1 pseudogene is annotated in these 229 nt (G+C 51.5%); it reads right to left on the bottom strand.

Going from position 1 to position 229, the window contains the following annotated elements:
• Nucleotides 1-229: pseudogene (locus LK536_RS59265) on the bottom strand (hypothetical protein); the annotation flags it as partial.

Here is a 229-nt window from a genome sequence, read left to right as displayed (position 1 = left end):
CTGCCCTCCTCATATTGTTTCTGATTGGCCCTGACTATGACGTCCATCACCGCCTGATAGAGCGGGTCGTTCTTCTTACCCTTATATTCCCTGGCCAGCGGCTCTATATCCAGCTTGAGGTCCAGCCCCTTCCGGAGCCTGCCAAGCCAGGCGTATTCTTCTTTTGACAACTGTTCTGTTACCAGCAGCTGCACAGGGAAGATAAAGTCCTCTATGTAATAGATGCCCT

Origin of the sequence: Clostridium pacaense, assembly GCF_020709765.2 — a bacterium.
Lineage (GTDB): Bacteria > Bacillota > Clostridia > Lachnospirales > Lachnospiraceae > Enterocloster > Enterocloster hominis.
Note: the sequence above shows the minus strand (reverse complement) of the source record. Positions and strands in the feature narration are given on the sequence as shown.